Below are 17,921 nucleotides of genomic sequence, written 5' to 3' on the forward strand. Positions count from 1 at the left end.
TGACAAGCCTATCCGGAGTACGAGACCCGCAGCCTCGTCGGAGACTCGGCCGTGACCACCGCGACCCGGCCGTCGGGGGTGGCCGTGGCGCCGGGCGGCAGCACCGACTGGAGGCCACCGGCGCCGGCCTGGCCATTACCGTTCATGGCCTTGACGGAACCGCCGGTTGAACGCACGAAGACATAAGCGGTGCCGTCACCTGAGGTAGCGGCTGTGGGAAGACCCGACAGTGGGGTCTGCGCAGGGGTGCCCCACAGCTTGTTCGCATAAGCGATCGCCATGACGCCCTCATCGGAGGCTCGCGGCACGTACGCGGTGAACCCGGACGTCGCCGGAGTCGACACCAACGCGACACCGGAGCCCAGGTCCCCCGCTGCCGACACAGGCTGCCACTCGCTCCAGGTGTAGTCGCCAGAAGTACCTGTAGGCGTCCCTGTAGAGGTCATCAAAGTTTTGTTGCTCCCGACCGCCGCGATGACGACAGAGCCATCGGAGCCGGCAAGCGCCCCCGGAGCACCGTGCAGCTTCGCCGTACCGACCGGAACCCACTTCGCCGACCAGCCGCCGGCCGCATAGCTGCGCTGGTGCACGACTCCGTCGCCGTCGCGTACAGCGAACAGCTCCAGGTGCCCTGCGCTTGTCGCTACTACAGCGGGCTCTGTATTGGTCTTCAGTCCGTGCAGAGGGAGCCAAGAGTGACTGTTCTCCCCCGGCAGGTACCAGACCGTGTCATCGGTACCGGTGACGAACACAAAGAGTGTTGTCGTCCCAGAGGCGTCCTTAAAGACTGCGGTACGCGGTGCGCCCTGAATGGAGACCGGTACCGGAGGAAGCTCATGAGCGGGCTGGAAACTCAGCCCTACTACGGCAGACCGCGTAGAAGTTCCCGGAGGTGAGGACACCGTAGAGGTCGTCGCTCCAGCCGGGCCCTGCGAGTGCGCCTTGTTGTCCTTGCCGGAGTCGTCGCCGCCGGACATCCCCATGGCGATCGCGGCGGCCGCTCCCCCGACCAACAGTGCGGCCGCGGTAGCGGCGATCCAGCGGGGACGCTTAGAGCCGGCGGCAGCGTTGGCCCGCTCGGCACGCAGCTCCGAGACGTCGTAACTGCCCGTGCCGGACCGCCGCCGCACCTCGCCCTGGTCCCGCTCGCGGATCGGGCGCATCAGGTTCAGGTGGGTGTCTTCGTCCTCGTCCTTGACCTCGGTGTTGTGCACCAGCGGGACGATGCCGCTGTGCCGCATCGGGATCGGGTCGATGGTCGGGTTGCGGCCGCCGTGCATGCTGGCGCGGGCCGAGGACCGCACGTCCCAGCCGCCCTCGCGCGGGTCGGGGATGGTCAGCGGCGGCATGTCCTCCAGCAGCGGCGCCAGATCGCGCAGCCGGGCCGCGAACTCCGCCGCGGTCAGACGCGCCGCCGGGCCCTTGGCCAGGCAGGAGGCGACCAGCGCGGCCAGCGGGCCGGGGACGCCGGGCAGCGGCGGGACCTTGTCGGTGACGTGCCGGCGCAGTACCGCGCCGGGGTGGCCGCCGCCGAACGGCGTCCAGCCGGCCAGCAGCTCGAACAGCACGGTGCCCAGGGCGTACATGTCGACCGCCGGGCCCGGCTGCAGGCCCTCGATGACCTCCGGGGCCAGGTAGTCCGGGGTGCCGATGATGCGGGTGGCGCGGGTCCGGCGCGGGCCGTCGACCAGGCGCGCGATGCCGAAGTCGGCCAGCCGCGGGACCAGGGCACCGCCGGAGTGGTCGAGCAGGATGTTCTCGGGCTTCACGTCGCGGTGGATGATGCCCTGCGAGTGCGCGGCGGCCAGGCCCTCGGCGACGGCGGCCACCACCAGCACGGCCAGCTGCGGGCGCAGCGCGTGCTCGGCGTCCAGCAGGTGGCGCAGGTCCGAGCCCCGGATCAGGTCCATCACCAGCGCCAGGTCGGTGCCGTCGACGACCAGGTCGCGGACCCCGACCACGTTCGGGTGCTGCAGCGAGGTCAGGACGGTGCGCTCCTGCACGAAGCGCGCGATCAGGGTCTGGTCCGCGGCGAGGTCCTCCCGGAGCAGCTTGACGGCGACCGGGCCGTCGGGGCCCTCGCCCTCCCACACGGTGCCGCACGTCCCGCGGCCCAGCACCGTGGTGATGGTGTACCTGCTGCCGATCTTCCGCGCCACGAGGTCTTCTCAATCCTGTCCGCTGGCCGTGTCACCCGTGTGGGAAGAACGGGAGACACGAAACTTTCCCGCGCTTGACGCCTTTCGGGCAAGCGGGCTCGCCGTAGCGCTTGTCAGGTGGTCGCCTCAGCGGTCAACGACTCACGGGGTGACTCATGGGTTGCTGTTGACTCCGGGCAGCGACGAGGGGAGGTTGGAGGGCCCCGGGACTTGCGGGACGACCTTCTTCTTCTCCAGGTCGATCTTCTGCGCGATCTGGTGCCACTCGTGCGCGACCCAGTTGTTCAGGTCCTTGTGGACGCCGTTGATCTTGGCCATGGCCCAGTTCACGCCGGTGTAGATGCCGAAGCCGATCAGCGCCAGGATCATCAGCTTGATGAGGCAGCCCATGGGCAGGCCGCGGCGGCGCTTGACGACCGTCTTCTGCACCGGCGGCCGGGGCTGCTCGCGCTCGCGTTCCCGCTCCCGTTCGCGTTCCCGCTCGCGCGGCGGAGCCTGGCGCTGCGGCGCCTGGGCGACCGGCCGGGGCGGGGCGGCGGCGCTGCCCTGGAACTGCGTCGGCTGGTAGCCGCCCTGGTTCGGGTTCGGCCCGTACGGCTGGCCCGGGGCCGGCTGGTGGTAGCCCTGGGGACCCGGCTGCTGGTACCCCTGCGGGGCGAACTGCGGCTGCGGCGGGTAGGAGGCCAGGCGCTGCTGCTGGGACTGCGGGGGCTCTTGCTGGTGCTCTTTGTGGAGCTGCTCCAGCTGGCGCTGCATGTGCGGCGGGAGTGGCTGCGGCGGGCCTCCGGCGCGCCGGGAGACGCCGGCGCCGATCGCGTCGGGGTCCGACGGCGCGTCCCAGCCCGGGACCTTGCCGGGTTCGGCGGGTCGGCGCGACACGCCGGCGCCGATGGCGTCCGGTTCCGAGGGCGCGTCCCAGCCGGCGATCTTGCCGTCGATGCGCGCCGGACGCTGCGGGAGCGGCGCTGAGGAGGCCGCTGCGGGCCGGACGACCGGGATGGTCGGCTCGATGGCCGAAGCGGCCGCGGAGGCCGCCTTGGCGGCGGCTGCGGCGGCGGCCGGGGAGACCGCGGGCATGGCGGTGGTCGGGGCGCTGGCGGACGCCGGGGCGGGCGAACCCGGCCCGGGCTTCGAGGCGTCGCCGGCCGCGGCGAGACCGGCAGCGCCGGCAGCACCGGCGGCGGCCGCGGCGACTCCGCCGACCATCGGAGGCAGGCGCAGCGTCCCGTACTGCTCCTCGACCGGCAGGTGGTGCGTGGGCTCGCCGTCGGCGCCCTCCACGGTGCGTCCGATCGCGGCGCGCAGCTGCGCGGCCAGCACGGTCGCCGAGGGCCGCGCCTCCGGCTCCTTCACCAGGGCGGCGGCGATGACCGGCCACAGCCGCTGCGGGATCTCCGCCGGACGCTCCGGGACGGTGTTCATGTGCTGACGGAAGACGCTGACCGCGTCCGGGCCGCGGAAGACCGGGTGACCGGTGATCAGCTCGTAGAGCATGACGCCGGCGGCGTACACGTCGGCGGCCGGCGTGGCCTTCTTCCCGGCCACCACCTCCGGCGCCAGGTAGTACGGGGTGCCGACGACCTGGTGGGTCCGGGTGACCGAGGGCGCGTCGGCGATCCGGGCGATGCCGAAGTCGGTGAGCAGCGGCCGCAGACCGCCGTCGGCCTGCTCCAACAGCACGTTGGCGGGCTTGATGTCGCGGTGCACGATGCCCGCCGAGTGCGCCACGGCCATGCCCTCGGCGACCTCGGCGACCAGCAGTCCGGCCTCGTCCGGCTGCAGGCGGCCCCGGCCGGCCAGGTACTTCTTCAGGTCCGGGCCCTCGACCAGCTGCATCACCAGGGCCAGGATGTCGCCCTCGACGACCAGGTCGCGCAGCCGCACCAGGGAGCGGTGGTTGAGGCCGACCAGGGCCGCGCGCTCGCGCAGGAACCGCGTCACCACGTCGGCGTCGGCGGCGAACTCCTCAAGGAGCACCTTGATGGCGACGGCCTCGCCGGTCGCGCGCACCCGGCCGCGCCAGACCGCGCCGAACGCACCGCGGCCGATCTCGTCGTCGAGCTCGTACCTGCTTCCGATCGCCCTGCCCACGCTGCTCCTCATCCCCCCAGTACCGACCACTGCACTGCCGAGTCGCGCTCTCCCGAGCACCCGCCGCGTCGTCGAACCACTCCTGTGACGCGCCGGGGCAGCTTGAGAAGAACCCTCCAGGGCAAAGACTAGGGCTTGAGAGGCCATCCGTGTCGCGTAGCTGTCACCTCATGCGAGGATGCACCCCATGCAGATCCGGCTCACCGTCACTCGAACCCAGGGATCCCGGCAGACTTCCGCTGACGTTCTAGTGACCGCTGAGCCGGGCGCCACTCTGTCTTCTGTGGCGCAACAGTTGCGCACCGCCGCCGGCGTGAGCGCCCCGGGACGGCTGTTCGCCGGGCTGGATCCGCTGGAAGACGAAGCCCCGCTGGGCAGACCTTTACTCGTGGACGGCGCGCGCCTGTGGTTGGACGTACCGGGGACGCCGGCGACCCTCATCGGGAATCTCGCGCTCTATGTGGTGTCCGGACCGGACGCCGGAGGCGTCCACCTTCTCACTCCTAAGGATGATGGATACGGAGGGGAACTACCGATCCGGATCGGACGGGGAGCGGATGCCGACATCCGCGTGGATGATCCCGATATCTCCCGTATTCACGCAGAGCTACTGGTACGCCACGAACATGAGTACACGCGCGTGTATGTCCGCGACCTCGGTTCCACGAACGGCATGACTTTGGACGGCGCGCAGGTAGGCGGCGCTCCAGTAGAGATGCGCCCGGGTTCTCTGTTGCGCATGGGCGAATCCTCTATAGCGCTGTCTGTAGAGGCCGGCGGTGTACCGGACCTGCCTGTGCACCCCGACGGCAACGGCCATGTATCCGTCGGCCGTGTCGGCTGGGGCCGCGGCCCGGCCGATCCGCCTCAGGTGCGCATCGACCTTCCGCCGCGTCCGTCGGACAAGGGACGGCCCGCGCAGCGCCGTATCGCCATGGACCAGTACGAGCGGGAGCGCGCCGAGGCGGACCGCCGCATCGCCGGAGCGCTCACCGCCGAGGCGCGGATCCGGCGTGAGGCGGCGCCGGACCCGGCGACGCTCCTGGTGTCCGCGGTGCGCCCCGACGCGCGGCTGTGGGAGCGCCGTCCCGGAGAGCCGGACTTCCTGCGGCTGCGGCTGGGCACCGGAGCACTGCCGTCCAGCGTCACGGTCGTCGGCGGCAAGGCGGTCCAGCCGCGGGTACCGACCGTGCCGGTGACGGTGGACCTGGCGCAGTGCGGGGTGGTCGGACTCGTGGGGCCGCGTCCTGAGCTGGCGCGCCTGGCGCGCTACGCGCTCGCGCAGGTGGCCGGCGCGCACAGCCCGAAGCACGTCGAGATCGTGATGGTGGTCCCGGAGTCCGGAGACCACGGCGGCAGCACCGGCGAGGAGCACTGGCGCTGGACGCGCTGGCTGCCGCACCTGGTGCCCGAGGACGACCAGGACTGCTCGCGGCTGCTGGGCCTGGGCCCGGAGCAGGCTCGGGCCCGGCTCGGGGAGCTGGTCGACCGGATCCGGCAGCGGACCGGCCGCACGCCCCCGCCGGCGCCCGGCGTGACCTCGACGCCCGACTCCGGCCGCGCGGTGGTGCTGGTCGTGGACCCGATCCGGACGCTGGCCGGGTCCGCGGAGCTCAACGAGGTGCTGGCCGAGGGGCCGACGGCCGGGGTGTTCACCATCTGCCTGGCCGAGCGGGCGGGCGACCTGCCGCCGCAGACCGGTGCGATGGTCACACTGGGCGGTGAGGTGAACTCCCGGCTGCGCGTCGACACCCCGCACGCGGCGCCGGTCGAGGGCGCGGTGGCGGACATGGTGTCGGTGGCGTGGGCGGACCGGTTCGCGCGGGCGCTGGCGCCGCTGCGGGACCGCACCGACACCCCGACGTCCCCGGACGAGCAGACCCGCATCGACCGGGTCTCCCCCGCCTCGCACCTCCCGGAGCAGGTGCGCCTGCTGGAACTGCTGGGTCTGGACCTGCTGACGCCGGCCAAGCTGTCCGCGCGCTGGGACGCGTACCCGGCCACGCCGCGCATCGCGCTGGGCCGGGTGGCCGACGGCCCGCTGGCCACCGAGCCCGCGCACCTGCTGATCGGCGGCGACTCGCGGTCGGGCGTGTCGGAGCTGGTGCGGACGGTGGTGGCCGGGCAGGCCGCGACGAACCACCCGGACACCCTGGACATCGCGCTGGTGTCGGCGGGCCCCGGCAAGCCGTTGGCGCCGTGCGAGGACCTGCCGCACGTGTTCGAGTACGTCGACGCCTCCGCGTCCGGCGACGAGGCGCTGGCACGGCTGGTACGGCGGCTGGAGTACGAGCTCGACCAGCGGGAGTGGCCGCCGGACGACGAGCCGGACCCGTACGCCGGCGGACCGGCCGGACTGTCAGGACCGGGCGGGCCGACCGGGCCAGGCGGTCCGACCGGGCCGACCGGGCCTGGTGGCCCCCCGATGCCGTCCTCGTTCGGCGGACAGCAGAGCGGCAGCGCTCTGGTGCCGGTCGGTCGAGGCGGAGGCGCACCGGGCCGCAAGGCCCCGCCGCGGATACTGCTGGCCGTCGACAACCTGACCGCGCTGGCCGCCGAGCACCCGGCGTTCGTGGAGACGCTGGCCGGGCTGGCCGAGCGCGGACGGCGGTTCGGGCTGCGGATCGTGCTCGGCGCGTCGGTCATCGACACCGCCGGATACGGCGCCCCGGGCAACGCCACCGGCGAGCGCGCGTTCCTCGCCGCACTCAGTGCGCCGGTGTGCCTGGCCGCCGACCTGCGGGTGGCGATGCAGACCTCGAACCCCGAGGCGCTGCGGCTGCTGCTGGGCGCCGGTGCCGTGACGGCCGCGCCGGGTGGGCCGTACCTGCCGGGGCGCGCGCAGGCGAAGCTGCCGTCGGGTGCTGTGGTGCCGTTCCAGGCCGCCGGGATCAGCGTGCCGATGGCGTCCTCGGCGTCGCCGTCGCACCGTCCCACCGTGCGGATCCAGGACTGGCACGAACTCGGGGAGCCGGTGCGGGTCGTGCGCGCGCGGCGGGACGCGGACAGCGGACCGACGGACTTGTCACTCTTGATCGGCGCGTTGAAAAAGGCAGTGGAGTAAAGGGCAGTGGAGTAAGGAGTAAGAGGAACGGACGGGAGCGAGGGAGGGCGCGGGCCCATGGAGCCGACACGCGTCGAGGTCGAGTACTGCGAGGGCTGGGATGCTGCGGCCCATACGGCGTTCCGGCCTCTTAAGGAACAGACCGCGCGCGAGCGGCATAGCGCGGGGCGCCCCTATGCGGCGCTGCTCAGTATCGACGCGGAGCCGCGGGCTCTGGTTCAGGTGGACACCGGCGCCGGGTACGTCGGGGTGTTCTCCTTCGACTTGGCGGGCCGGCGTTCTCTGAAGTTCTCCTATAGGGATCTGGGCGACCACCTGATGCTGCGCGAGCTCAAGGCGTGGCGGCATGTGGACGACGACGAACCGGAGTTCGGCGCGGACCTGCGGATCACCTTCCGCTTCTGGCCGGACGAGCCGGTGCGCGCGACGCTGGACGACACGCGGCGCGGGCAGTTCACGAGCTACGTGAAGCTGCCGGAACCGCTGCACAGGATCCCGGTGCCGGAGTTCGGGCAGTGGCCGGTGGACGCCTGGCTGTTGGGCGCGTTCGAGCCGCTGGAGTTCGTCACCGCGCCCGATCCCGAGACGGAGGCTGGCGGGCCGTTCTGGACACCCTGGAGCGCTCCTGAGGGGGCGCGGCCGACGGCGCTGGAGGCGTTGTTCGTCCCGGGCGTACGGATCCGGAACGGGCAGGGCGACGTGTTCGAGGTGCGAGAGCCGCGGGCGGTCGGGCGGCTGCGGCTGGAGACCGGGCGGATCGTCGCGGCGGACCCGGTGACGGTCGAGCTGCAGGGGGAACAGGCGGCGGCGCCCTATACGGTCACGCTCACGCCGGGCGAGTACGCCGTGGAGACCGCGCGGTTGCGGTCGACAGGCCGGGAGACGGATGTGATCGCGGCCGCGCGGGTGCGGGTCAGCGACGAGGCGGTGGCGACGTGGGAGTTGGCGCTGCGGCCGCGGCAGGACGAGCGGTTGTTGGGCGCTTCGGAGTTCTTCGGGTTCGTGGTGGACTCCGGGACGGCGGCCTTTATGGACGCGTCCGCTGTAAGTGCTCTGGCGGCTTATCAGGACGCGGAAGACGCAGAGGCTGCGGAGGCGACGATTCCGGGAGACGGAGTCGCGGAGCTCCTGACGTTCCCCAGCGGCAAGGGGGACGGGTCGTATCCGGTCTGGATCGGGCGGGACGCGGCCGGGCAGGTGGTGTGTCTGGTGGCCGATATGCGGCTGCTGGGGCGGGGCGTGGAAGTCGAGGGCCCGAGCGCTATAACGCCGGCGCGACAGGTGCCCGGCGTGGCGCAGTTGGAGGAGCGGGAAGTGGAGGGTGTCGAGGCGTTCACGTCACAGCGCATCCTTGAGTTCTTCAACGACACCGCCGACGCGCAGGCGGAGTTCTGGGCACGGCGAATGGGCCGCTAGAACGGGTCGCGCACGCATTGAACCCATAGACAGGTGCCGTACGTTAGCTCCAGCAAATGCCATCACACGGAGGCGTCGGTGACGTACAAGATCTTCGACCTGCCCAGCCACATCCTCGTGATCCACTTGGTGGTCGTGGGCATCCCGGTAGCGGCCCTGGCGACAGTCGGCATGGCCGTGCGCCCGCAATGGCGCACCGGGAAAATCGGGCTGGCGATCATCGTCGTCGACGCGCTGGCGGCCGTCGGAACCTACATCGCCCGCCTCACCGGTGAGGCCTTCTTCAACAACCAGCCCGGGCTGCGCACCCTGAAGCAGGTCATCGACCACAAGAACCTCGGCATGACGCTGATCTGGTACATCCTCGGTCTGCTGGTCGCCGCGATCCTGCTGGTCCTGGCCGAGAAGTACGAGCGCCCGCCGCTGACCACCGTGTTCGCCATCATCGCCGCCGCGGTCGCGGTCGCCGCCGTGGTGCAGACGGTCCGGGTCGGGGACGCCGGGGCTCGGGCGACTTGGTCGGGGTACATCACCAAGTAGCGGCTGGCGCCCGCGCCGCAGCCCCGGCACTCACCATGCCGCTCAATACCGGGCCATCCCAAGGCCAGGCCAGCTCAAGGTATTGAGCAAAACGGGCTGCGGCTAGCGTCCGAAGACCGCTATTGCCCTGCGTCCTCCCCCGCCGCGATCACCGCGTCCACGTCCGCGGCGCGCGCGGCCTGCTCGGCCGCGAAGCGCTTCTCGCGGTCCAGGCGCTCGGCGAGGTCCTCGTCGGCCTTCATCAGGTCCTCGACGTTGGTGCCGGCGTAGGTGAGGACGCCCATGTCCTCGTACGCCTTCTGGACGCGGGGGCCCCACAGGCCGATGTCCCTCACGGTCGGCACGATGCGGGTGAACAGGAGGTTCCGGAAGGCGGTGTAGTACTCGGAGTGCTCGTTGAGCTCCATGCAGCGCTCGACCGGCAGGCCCAGGTGCTCGTAGACGTCGCGGCCGTTGATGCGGTCGCGCATCAGGTAGCAGCCCTCGACGACGAACTCCTCGCGTTCGTCGCGCTCGGCCTGGGTCAGCTCCTTGTAGTAGTCGCGCAGGGCCAGGCGGCCGAAGGCGACGTGGCGGGCCTCGTCCTGCATCACGTAGGCGAGGATCTGCTTCGGCAGCGGCATGTCCGTCAGGTCGCGCATGACGCCGAAGGCGGCCAGGGCCAGGCCCTCGATGAGGACCTGCATGCCGAGGTAGGGCATGTCCCAGCGGGAGTCGGACAGGGTGTCGTCCAGGAGCGCCTTGAGCTGGTCGTTGATCGGGTAGAACAGACCGACCTTCTCCTTGAGGAAGCGGCTGTAGACCTCGGCGTGGCGGGCCTCGTCCATGGTCTGGGTGGCCGCGTAGAACTTGGCGTCCAGGTCCGGGACCGACTCCACGATGCGGGCCGAGCAGATCATCGCGCCCTGTTCACCGTGCAGGAAGTTCGAGAACTGCCAGGCGACCTGGTGGCGGCCCAGTTCGTCGTGCTCGGCCGGGGTCATCTTGTCCCAGATCTCGGAACCGAACAGCGGGCTGGTCTCGTGCGGGAAGCCCAGGACGTTGTCCGGGTCCACCTCGATACCCCAGTCGATCCGCGTGACCTGGTCCCACTGCTTGTCCTTGCCCTTCTGGTACAGACGCAGCAGCCGGTCGCGGCCGTCGTCGTACTCCCAGGTGAAGCGTGAGTAGCCGGTGTTGGCGACGTCCCAGGTCTCGTGGTCGACCGGGAGGGTGTAGAGGTCGTGTGTGGACACTGCGGACTCCTGCCGTAGCTCGGTTCACTCGTTCGTGGTGAGGTTCCTCATCAGGCGGCGGACCACTTCGGCGATGTGCGCGCCGGTGGTCTCGACGGGCTCGGTGGCGATGATCAGATGGCTGATCACCAGGCGGAAGGCGGTCTCGCAGATCCAGCCGACCTCGGCACGGACCTCGGGCCGGTCGGCCAGCTCCGGCCAGCGCTCGGTGAAGATGGCGATGGAGTCCTCGCGGAAGACGTCCATGATCGCCGCGGACCGGGTGGTCAGGTACGGCAGCAGGCCGGAGGTGTCGTCGGTCAGGGTGGCCTTGATCAGCGGGTTGTCCCGGGCCGCGGTCAGCGCGGCGGTCACCGACGCGGCGGTCGCGGCACCGACGTCGCCGGGGGCTTCGCGCGCCGCCCGGCCGGTCAGCTCGCGGAAGCGCTCGGCCTCGCGCAGCGCCAGGGCCGCGGCGAGCTGGTCGCGGTTGCCGAACTCGTTGTACAGGGTCTGGCGCGAGACGCCGGCGCGCGCCGCGAGGTCGGCCATGCGGGCGCTGGACCAGTCGCCGGCGACGATGGCTTCGTAGGCGGCGTCGAGCAGTGCTTCACGAGCGGAACCCATGGGGCTAGCTTGACACGGCGGGGCGCGCTGTCAAGCTCCAGTGTTCGACAGCACCGCGCGAGCCAGCCGCGCGCGCCACTTCGGCAGCGTCGGATCGGGGTCCGGCCCTTCGGTGAACCAGGTCTCCAGGACCGCGTACGCCTGGGCGTAGGCACGCTGCCTCTCCAGGAGCTGCACCGCGCGCCGGTAGTTCCAGGCGGTGGCGTGCCCGGTGCAGATCATGTGCACGGCCTGCGCCAGCTCGGCCTCGACCTGCGGAGGGAAGCACTCCTCCAGCTCCGTACCCTCATAGCTCCAGCCGTCGATGCTCAGGCGCGGCTCGACGACCGGCTCCAGCAGATCGGGCGGGAGGCGGTCCACGCGTTCCTTGGTCCGGCGCACGACGGAGGACGGCTTCGGAGTCGCCGGCCGAGGTGATTCCGGTGCCGCCGCGGCGGGGATCGAGGAGGTCAGCTCCCTGGGAGCCGCGCGGTCGGCGGAAGTCTCCGCGTCCGCTGCGAAACCGAGCCAAGACCGCAGGCGCCGCGGCGACGGGATCGGCGTCCGTCGCGGCGGCGTCAAGCTTGGGGGTGATGTTCGTCGGAAGATACGGCCAGCCTAGTGAGGAGGGCGATCACATCCTGGGAGGACAGGCGCGGCGGGTCGCGGATTCGCCCTATCGTGTGACCCATGACCGCCTTCGACGACGACCTTCGGCTGGCCCACGTCCTCGCGGACTCCGCCGACGCCATCACCATGGGCCGCTACAAGGCCCGAGATCTGGTGGTGGAGTCCAAGCCCGACATGACCCCGGTCTCCGACGCCGACAAGGCCGCCGAGGAGGCGATCCGCTCCGCGCTGTCCCGGGCCCGTCCGCGCGACGCCATGCTCGGCGAGGAGTTCGGCGAGACCGCGGTCGGCGCCACCGGCCGCAAGTGGATCATCGACCCGATCGACGGCACCAAGAACTACGTGCGCGGCGTCCCGGTCTGGGCCACGCTCATCGGCCTGATGGAGGGCGAGGAGGTGGTGGCCGGCGTGGTGTCGGCGCCGGCTCTGGGCCGGCGCTGGTGGGCGGCCAAGGGCGGCGGCGCGTTCACCGGCCGCTCGCTGTCCTCGGCGCAGCGCTGCCACGTCTCCAAGGTGGCGGCCATAGGCAACGCCTCCTTCGCGCACGCCTCGATCACCGCGTGGGAGGAGTACGGCAAGCTCGACTCCTTCCTGGACCTGTGCCGCGCCTGCTGGCGCACCCGGGCGTTCGGCGACTTCTGGTCGCACATGCTGGTCGCGGAGGGTGCGGTGGACCTGGCCGCCGAGCCGGAGCTGTCGCTGTGGGACATGGCCGCGCTGGCGGTGATCGTGACCGAGGCCGGGGGGAAGTTCACCTCGGTGGACGGCGTGCCCGGCGTCTTCGGCGGTTCGGCGGCGGTCTCCAACGGCCTACTGCACGAGGAATTGCTCTATTACGTGGGCAGCCAGCAGCTGGAAGGGTGACGCCCGAAAAGTTCTCCCCGCTTTCGCCTTGCCAACGTGTTCCGCGCATGTGAATTTGTGAAGAGGAGCCCGTCGGCCACCGTGTCGAACCCCCGGCACGGCCCCCACCCCGAGGCGAATCATCAGGGAGCGACCATGTCCGCCATTCCTGCCCGCCACGACCACGTCCGGCAAGCGATGTCCACCGAGATCCTCATGATCGGCCCCCGCCACACGCTGCGCCAGGCGGCGCAGCGGATGAGCCGGCGCGGCGTGGGCAGCGCCGTGGTCCACAACCCCGAGACCGCCGGGATCGGCATCATCACCGAACGGGACATCCTGCACGCGCTCGGCGGCGGCCTGAACGCCGACACCGAGGTGGTGGAGGGCCACCTGACCTCGGACGTCGTGTTCGCCACCCCGCGCTGGACGCTGGAGCAGGCCGCCGAGGCGATGACCCGCGGCGGGTTCCGGCACCTGATCGTGGTGGACGGGGACGAGGTGGTGGGGATGATCTCCGTGCGCGACATCGTCCGCGCGTGGACCCGAGTGCCGTCCCACGCCTGACCCGTCATCCTCAGGGATGACACCGATCGGCGACCTTCGCAGGTCCCCCAGGAATTTCGGACCGCCTAAGCTTGACCGCTATGGGAGCCCTACTGACCTGGATCGCGGACACGCTGCAGAAACTGCCCGGGCCGGCCGCGCTGGCGCTGGTCTTCCTGCTGCCCGCGCTGGAGGCCTCGGTCTTCCTGGGCTTTCTGGTCCCGGGCGAGATCGCCGTGGTGATCGGCGGCTTCCTGGCGTTCAGCGGCAAGGTCAACCTCGGCGTGGCGCTGGCCGCGGCGATCCTCGGCGCGGTGATCGGCGACAGCGTCGGGTACGAGGTCGGCAAGAAGTGGGGCGACAGCCTGCTCACCAAGCTGCCCGCGCGCTTCGTCAAGCCCGAGCACATCGAGCAGGGCAAGCAGCTGATCAACCGGCTCGGCGGCAAGGCGGTGTTCACCGGACGCTTCGCCGCGGCGCTGCGGGCGCTGGTGCCGGGGCTGTGCGGCGTGTCGCGCATTCCGTACCGGAAATTCCTGTTCTGGAACGCGCTCGGCGGTGTCGTGTGGGCCACCGCGTTCACTCTTCTGGGCTACGCCGCCGGCAACGCCTGGCACAAGGTCGAGCACTATGCCTCGCTGGTCAGCTGGGTGATGCTGGGCCTGGTCGTGGTGGGCGCCGTGGTGCTGTTCGTGGTCAAGAAGCGCAAGGGGTCGGCGAGCCCGGCTCTCGCGGAGTCAGCCGCCGCGGAGTCAGCGGAACTCGGCCACGAGGTCCACGGCGACCACAACCACGACAACAACCACGTGGCCCACGCCAGCCACGAAGAGCGCGTCGGCGTTCACTTGGTCGCCGACGACTCGGAGACCGCCTCCACGTCCTGACCGTTCCCGGAGCCTGACGGACCCGTCTGGGCCTCCCCGAACCGGGACAGCGCGACCGCCCCGCCGACCGCGCACAGGAACCCGACCACGGCCACCGGCGCGAACCCGTGCCGCGTGTGGTCGTGGAACAGCGTGAATCCGAGCAGCGCCGGCAGCGCGGTCTCCCCGACCACCAGCGTCGCCGTCGCCATCGTGACCGAGCCGCGCTGGAGCGCCGTGGTGAAGAACAGGAAGCCGGTGATCGAGGCGACGACGCCGGCGTAGGCCGCCGGGTCCGTCAGCAGCGCGGTGGGATGCAGGTCCGGCAGGATCCGCACGCAGATCGCGAACGCCCCGAACAGCGACCCGGCGAACGCCGCGAGCACCACCGGGTTCCCGCCGAGCTTCCAGATCGCCAGGAACGACCCGGCGATCAGGATCACCACCGCGACCAGCACGCCCCAGTGCACGTCCCGGCCGACGTGCACCGGCGACTCCGCACCGGCCGAGATCCCGACCAGGATCAGCCCGAGCACCACCGTGCCGACCGCTATCCAGTCGTTGCGCGTCAGCTTCGCCTTCAACAGCGGCACCGCGAGCAGCGCGGTGACCGCCAGCGAGCAGTTCATGATCGCCTGCACCGCGAACAGCGGCAGCTTCTCCAGCGCCACCAGGTCGGCCACCAGGCCCAGGGTGTCCAGGCCGACGCCGGCCAGGAACGGCAGCTGCGACAGAGCCCTGATCAGCACCCGCGGGTCGACCCCGGCGCCGGCGGTGTCCTTGGTGCGGCCGGCGCCGATCGCCTGGAACACCGTCGCCGAGCCGTAAGCCAGCGCGCAGACGATCGCCGCCAGCAAGCCCCATGCCAGTCCCACGCGTGCCTCCTGATTATCCGGATCCCACCAGGGGTCGGTGAGTCCCGGCTCCTTTGCCCGATTGTTACGCACCCGCGGTTCCCGGCGGTAACCGTACGCGCCGGTCAGCTTCGACCTGGGGCTCAGGTGTGGGGACCGGCCTGCCGGGGAAGGTGGTCGGGAACCACGCGGACGCAAGAGACGATGATCACACGTCCGGGGGTGGCGGCCCGCCGCGCGGTGGTCCAGTGTTCCTCCTGGGCGCACCGGCGTCCACGACCAATTCCATATCCGTTCACCACCGATGACTCGTCCCCTCACGCCGTCGTCCCCGCGCGCGCACCCCTCGCCCGCGCGGCCCGGCGGCGCCCGAGACCACCGATGGAAGGCAAGCCGATGATGAGCGAGACGGCCAACCCGCACCTCGTCCACACGGAACGACTCACCGCCGAGGCGGAGCGCGTGGCGACGCTGCTCGACGGCCTGGGCGCCGACGACTGGAACCGACCGATCCCCTCCTGCCCCGGCTGGAACGTGCGCAAGGCGGCACGGCACATCGGCACGGCCCACCGCTGGGCCGCGGCGATCGTGCGCTCGCCGGACAGCGAGGCCGTGAACCCGCGCAGCCTGGACCTGGGCTTCCCGGAGTCCTACGCGGGCTACGGCGACTGGGTCCGGGCCGGCACCGCGGAACTGGCGGCCGCGGTCCGCGACTCCGGCCCGGACAAGCCGGTGTGGTCGTGGGGACCGGACCAGCACGCGCGGTTCTGGGCGCGGCGCATGCTGCACGAGACCGCGGTGCACCGCGCAGACATGGAGCTGGCTCTGGGCCGGACGCCGGAGTTCGACCCGGCGGTGGCCGCCGACGGGATCGACGAGTTCCTGACCGTGCTGCCCTCGGCGGCCGCGTTCGCCCCGAAGATCAGGGCCCTGACCGGCGACGGCGAGACCCTGCACCTGCACGCCACCGACGGTGACCCGGCCGTCTCCGGCGACGAGCGCGCCGAGTGGCTGATCACCCTGGAGCCGCACGGTTTCCGCTGGCGCCGCTCGCACGCCAAGGGCGCCGCGGCGGTCCGCGGGCCGGTCGGCGAGCTGTACCTGTTCCTCTGGCGGCGGCGCGCGCCGGGTGCCCGGGAGATCGAGGTGCTCGGCGACCACACGCTGCTGGACCACTGGGTGACGAACGCTTCGTTCTGAGCCCGCTGAGCACGCCGCGCTGGACCGGTGCCGATCGCGGCACTGGTCCAGACCGGTGGCGAGGGTCGGTCACGAGGGTCGGTCAAGGGGGATCTTCACCGCCGTAGATGCTCTTGGAGCGCTACGGTCGCCCCATGACGACAGAAGACTCCCAGAATCCGGTGGCGTCAGCGGTCGCCGAGGCGGTGGCCTGGTACCTGGATGCGAATCCGGTCGCGGCCACGACCATGGGCTCCGACAATCCGGAGCACACCATGACCCTCGGCGATCTGTCGATCGAGGCGTACGAGCGCCGGGCCGCCGAGGCCGCCGCGCATCTGGCGAAGCTGGACGCGCTGGCCGACGGCGCCGGCGGCGACGGATCGGCGGGCTCCGGGTCGGACGGCCACGGCGGCAGCTTCGAGGACGGCGTCGACCGCGACCTGCTGCGGGCCCAGCTGCGCAAGCACGGGATCCTGTCGGGACGTCAGGTCTGGCGCCGCGACGCGGCGGACTACGTCAGCTCCGCGCTGTACGGGCTCTACATCCCCTTCCAGCAGAAGACCCGGCCGGAGGCGCGCCTGGTCGAGGAGTCGCTGGCCAAGCTCAAGCAGATCCCGGAACTGCTGGCCACCTGTCGCCAGAACCTGGACCCGGGCCTGGCGCCGAAGCTGCTGGTGGACCGGTCGCTGGGGCAGGCCCGCACCGGCCGCCGCTTCCTGACCGAGTCGCTGCCCGCGATGGTGGCGGACGACACCCTGCGCGCCGAACTGGCCGAGGCCGCCGAGCCCGCAGCGGCGGCGTTCGACGAGCTGGCGACGTTCCTCGCGGACTTCTCAGAGCGCTGCGAAGGCGACTGGCGGCTCGGTGAGGAGACGTACTCGCGGCTGCTGCAAGAGGTCGAGATGCTCGGCTACGACACCGCGGAGCTGCACCGCCGCGGCCAGGCCGCGTACGACCAGCTGAACGAGGAGATGCAGGACCTGGCCGAGCGGATCCCGGGCGGGTCCCGGGACTGGCGCGCCACGATGGAAGTGCTCTGCGAAGACTTCCCGCCGACCGAGGCCGCGATGCTCGCCGAGTACATCGCCGAGACCGAGAAGGCCCGGCAGTTCAGCAAGGACCACGACCTGGTGACCTTCGCCGAGGGCGAGGAGTGCCTGGTGCAGCCGGGCCCGGAGTTCCTGCGCGCGGTGCTGTCGGTGGCCTCCTACAACCGGCCGCCGGCGCTGACGCCGTCCCGGACCGGGGTGTTCAACGTGCCGTTCACGCCGACCGGCTCCTCGCCGGAGGCGGTGTTCGGCCGACTGAAGACCAACGCGCGCGTGTCGATGCCGACGATCGCCGCGCACGAGGCGTACCCCGGGCACCACTGGCACCTGTCGTGGGTGGCCGAGCAGGGTCGGCTGGTGCGCAGCACGTTCACCACCCCGTACTTCATCGAGGGCTGGGCGCTGTACATCGAGACCGTGATGCGCGAGCAGGGCTACTTCGCCGACCCGCGGCACGAACTGGGGCACCTGGACGCGCGCATCTTCCGCGCAGCGCGGATCGTGGTGGACACCGCGCTGCACACCGGGGAGATGAGCGTGGAGGAGGCCGAGAAGTTCATGGCCTCGAAGGCCTCGCTGACGCCGGAGACGGCCAAGGGCGAGGTGAACCGGTACTGCGCGTGGCCGACGCAGGCGCCGTCGTATCTGACCGGATGCCTGGAGATCGAGGCCATTCGGGCGGAGTATCTGAAGCAGGGCAAGGGGACGCTGAAGCAGTTCCACGACACGATCGCCGGGGCCGGCGGGCTGCCGCTGGGGCTGGCTCGGCGGGTGGCGCTGCGCTGAGGGAACTCTCGATGGCGCATAGCGCTTAGTGAATCGCTTAGTGAATCGCTTAGTGAATAAGGACCCGGATCCGCCGGG

General features: G+C 71.3%; 14 protein-coding genes. 8 read left to right on the forward strand and 6 right to left on the reverse strand.

Annotation, left to right across the window (positions count from 1 at the left end; genetic code table 11):
- Positions 1–8: 8 nt before the first annotated feature.
- Together ABH935_RS38695 and ABH935_RS38700 are read right to left on the reverse strand one after the other, a co-directional pair.
- A complete protein-coding gene (locus ABH935_RS38695) occupies positions 9–2,159 on the reverse strand; it encodes a protein kinase (protein ID WP_370382948.1) in 2,151 nt (716 codons plus the stop codon).
- A gap of 153 nt (positions 2,160–2,312) precedes the next feature.
- Positions 2,313–4,250, reverse strand: coding sequence for a protein kinase (locus tag ABH935_RS38700; protein WP_370382949.1), 1,938 nt, complete (start codon positions 4,248–4,250; stop codon positions 2,313–2,315).
- A gap of 283 nt (positions 4,251–4,533) precedes the next feature.
- On the opposite strand from ABH935_RS38700, the gene ABH935_RS38705 reads away from it, so the two are divergent.
- The 3 genes from ABH935_RS38705 to ABH935_RS38715 all read left to right on the forward strand — a co-directional run bounded on the left by ABH935_RS38705 (position 4,534) and on the right by ABH935_RS38715 (position 9,270).
- Positions 4,534–7,314, forward strand: coding sequence for an FHA domain-containing protein (locus ABH935_RS38705; RefSeq protein WP_370382950.1), 2,781 nt, complete (start codon positions 4,534–4,536; stop codon positions 7,312–7,314).
- Between the two features lie 57 nt (positions 7,315–7,371).
- Complete coding sequence (locus ABH935_RS38710; RefSeq protein WP_370382951.1) at positions 7,372–8,730, forward strand: DUF4241 domain-containing protein; 1,359 nt, start codon at positions 7,372–7,374, stop codon at positions 8,728–8,730.
- Between the two features lie 78 nt (positions 8,731–8,808).
- Entirely contained in the window at positions 8,809–9,270 is a 462-nt protein-coding gene (locus ABH935_RS38715) for a DUF2231 domain-containing protein (RefSeq protein ID WP_370356129.1), read from the forward strand.
- Between the two features lie 119 nt (positions 9,271–9,389).
- Here the strand turns inward: ABH935_RS38715 and ABH935_RS38720 are convergent, their stop codons facing one another.
- From ABH935_RS38720 to ABH935_RS38730, 3 genes are read right to left on the reverse strand one after another with little or no spacing between them, the layout of a single operon-like run.
- Positions 9,390–10,505, reverse strand: a complete 1,116-nt coding sequence (locus ABH935_RS38720) for a ferritin-like domain-containing protein (protein WP_370382952.1) — start codon at positions 10,503–10,505, stop codon at positions 9,390–9,392.
- A gap of 24 nt (positions 10,506–10,529) precedes the next feature.
- Positions 10,530–11,111: a TetR family transcriptional regulator gene (locus ABH935_RS38725; protein ID WP_370382953.1), complete on the reverse strand. Its 582-nt coding sequence runs from the start codon at positions 11,109–11,111 to the stop codon at positions 10,530–10,532.
- Between the two features lie 30 nt (positions 11,112–11,141).
- Entirely contained in the window at positions 11,142–11,471 is a 330-nt protein-coding gene (locus ABH935_RS38730) for a hypothetical protein (RefSeq protein WP_370382954.1), read from the reverse strand.
- Positions 11,472–11,780: 309 nt separating this feature from the next.
- Here ABH935_RS38730 and hisN point away from each other — a divergent pair, with 309 nt between their 5' ends.
- The 3 genes from hisN (at position 11,781) to ABH935_RS38745 (ending at position 13,993) form a co-directional block, all read left to right on the forward strand.
- Entirely contained in the window at positions 11,781–12,584 is an 804-nt protein-coding gene (gene hisN, locus ABH935_RS38735) for a histidinol-phosphatase (RefSeq protein WP_370382955.1), read from the forward strand.
- Positions 12,585–12,719: 135 nt separating this feature from the next.
- Positions 12,720–13,130 carry a cyclic nucleotide-binding/CBS domain-containing protein gene (locus ABH935_RS38740; protein WP_370382956.1) on the forward strand — a complete coding sequence of 137 codons (411 nt, stop codon included), beginning with the start codon at positions 12,720–12,722 and terminating at the stop codon, positions 13,128–13,130.
- An 80-nt stretch (positions 13,131–13,210) separates the two neighbouring features.
- Positions 13,211–13,993 (forward strand): DedA family protein, encoded by a 783-nt coding sequence (locus ABH935_RS38745; protein WP_370382957.1) that lies wholly within the window; start codon positions 13,211–13,213, stop codon positions 13,991–13,993.
- Here ABH935_RS38745 and ABH935_RS38750 read toward each other — a convergent pair.
- A complete protein-coding gene (locus tag ABH935_RS38750) occupies positions 13,951–14,847 on the reverse strand; it encodes a hypothetical protein (RefSeq protein WP_370382958.1) in 897 nt (298 codons plus the stop codon). The genes ABH935_RS38745 and ABH935_RS38750 overlap by 43 nt on opposite strands.
- Positions 14,848–15,222: 375 nt before the next feature.
- Between ABH935_RS38750 and ABH935_RS38755 the strand changes: the two genes are divergently transcribed.
- The gene (locus tag ABH935_RS38755) at positions 15,223–16,026 is read left to right on the forward strand and encodes a maleylpyruvate isomerase family mycothiol-dependent enzyme (protein WP_370382959.1); all 804 of its coding nucleotides are present in this window, start codon (positions 15,223–15,225) and stop codon (positions 16,024–16,026) included.
- Positions 16,027–16,160: 134 nt separating this feature from the next.
- Complete coding sequence (locus ABH935_RS38760) at positions 16,161–17,843, forward strand: DUF885 domain-containing protein (RefSeq protein WP_370382960.1); 1,683 nt, start codon at positions 16,161–16,163, stop codon at positions 17,841–17,843.
- Positions 17,844–17,921: the final 78 nt, after the last annotated feature.

Source organism: Catenulispora sp. GAS73, assembly GCF_041262085.1.
Lineage (GTDB): Bacteria > Actinomycetota > Actinomycetes > Streptomycetales > Catenulisporaceae > Catenulispora.

Bases quoted from the DNA above. Each gene is read 5' to 3' on its own strand.
- ABH935_RS38725 (WP_370382953.1), bottom strand. From the start codon at position 11,111: ATGGGTTCCGCTCGTGAAGCACTGCTCGACGCCGCCTACGAAGCCATC.
- ABH935_RS38755 (WP_370382959.1), top strand. From the start codon at position 15,223: ATGATGAGCGAGACGGCCAACCCGCACCTCGTCCACACGGAACGACTC.
- ABH935_RS38760 (WP_370382960.1), top strand. From the start codon at position 16,161: ATGACGACAGAAGACTCCCAGAATCCGGTGGCGTCAGCGGTCGCCGAG.
- hisN (WP_370382955.1), top strand. From the start codon at position 11,781: ATGACCGCCTTCGACGACGACCTTCGGCTGGCCCACGTCCTCGCGGAC.
- ABH935_RS38710 (WP_370382951.1), top strand. From the start codon at position 7,372: ATGGAGCCGACACGCGTCGAGGTCGAGTACTGCGAGGGCTGGGATGCT.
- ABH935_RS38740 (WP_370382956.1), top strand. From the start codon at position 12,720: ATGTCCGCCATTCCTGCCCGCCACGACCACGTCCGGCAAGCGATGTCC.
- ABH935_RS38745 (WP_370382957.1), top strand. From the start codon at position 13,211: ATGGGAGCCCTACTGACCTGGATCGCGGACACGCTGCAGAAACTGCCC.